Consider the following 842-nt stretch of genomic DNA (forward strand, 5'->3'; position numbering starts at 1 on the left):
CCCAAAAAACCCTTGAACCACCACACAGGAATCCATTCCATGACCATTGCAGCAACCCTCAACGAAAGCTTTCGCGACGCCCTCGTCGCCTATTACCTGGGCGAATTGGTGCCCAACGACACCACCCTGCAGGAACTCGGGCTCACCGATAAACTGCGCACCGAAAACGACCTGTACGAGTACCTGCTGCTCGATACCCAGGTCACCCAGGCGGTAGAAACCAGCCCGGTGGCCAGCGCCATCGCCAGCCTGCAGCAGTACATCAACGGCGCCCTGCTGGGCATGGAGCCTGGTTATGACGATGTACGCTTCAGCGAAGGGCTACTCACCGAATGGCGCGATCAGCGCAACCAATACCCGCTGTGGGCCGCCAACCAGCAACTGGCCTGGTACCCGTCGCTGTACATCGACCCGTCGCTGCGCATGAAGAAGTCGGCGTATTTCCAGCAGTTGGAAAACGACATCAACCAGAACCGCATCAGCGTCGACACCACCCAGGAAGCGGTCCAGGCCTACCTGGCCAGCTTCGAGGAAGTGGCCAACCTGACCATCATCAATGGCTACATCGCCGGCACCGACTTCAAGGAGTCCAACTACTACTTCATCGGCAAGTCCCGCGCCGAGGGTGCCTACTACTGGCGTTCGGTGAACATGTCCGAGCGCAGCTACCTTTCCGGCACTGCGGGCCCCAAGCAGGACAACCCGCAGCCCGGCGCCTGGTCGGACTGGAAACGGGCCAACCTGCCGATCTCGGAAGCGGCGATCGAGAAAACCATCCGTCCGGTGTACTTCAACAACCGGCTGTTCGTGACCTGGGTCGAGATGATCGACAGCGTCGACCC

At 60.2% G+C, this 842-nt stretch carries 1 protein-coding gene; it reads left to right on the forward strand.

Translation table 11 applies throughout. From position 1 onward, the window contains the following. Nucleotides 1–39: 39 nt before the first annotated feature. A partial coding sequence (locus AC788_RS12805) for a neuraminidase-like domain-containing protein (RefSeq protein WP_269082577.1) occupies nucleotides 40–842 on the forward strand: 803 nt, incomplete at its 3' end.

Origin of the sequence: Pseudomonas sp. RIT-PI-a (genome assembly GCF_001187875.1) — a bacterium.
Taxonomy (GTDB): domain Bacteria; phylum Pseudomonadota; class Gammaproteobacteria; order Pseudomonadales; family Pseudomonadaceae; genus Aquipseudomonas; species Aquipseudomonas coleopterorum.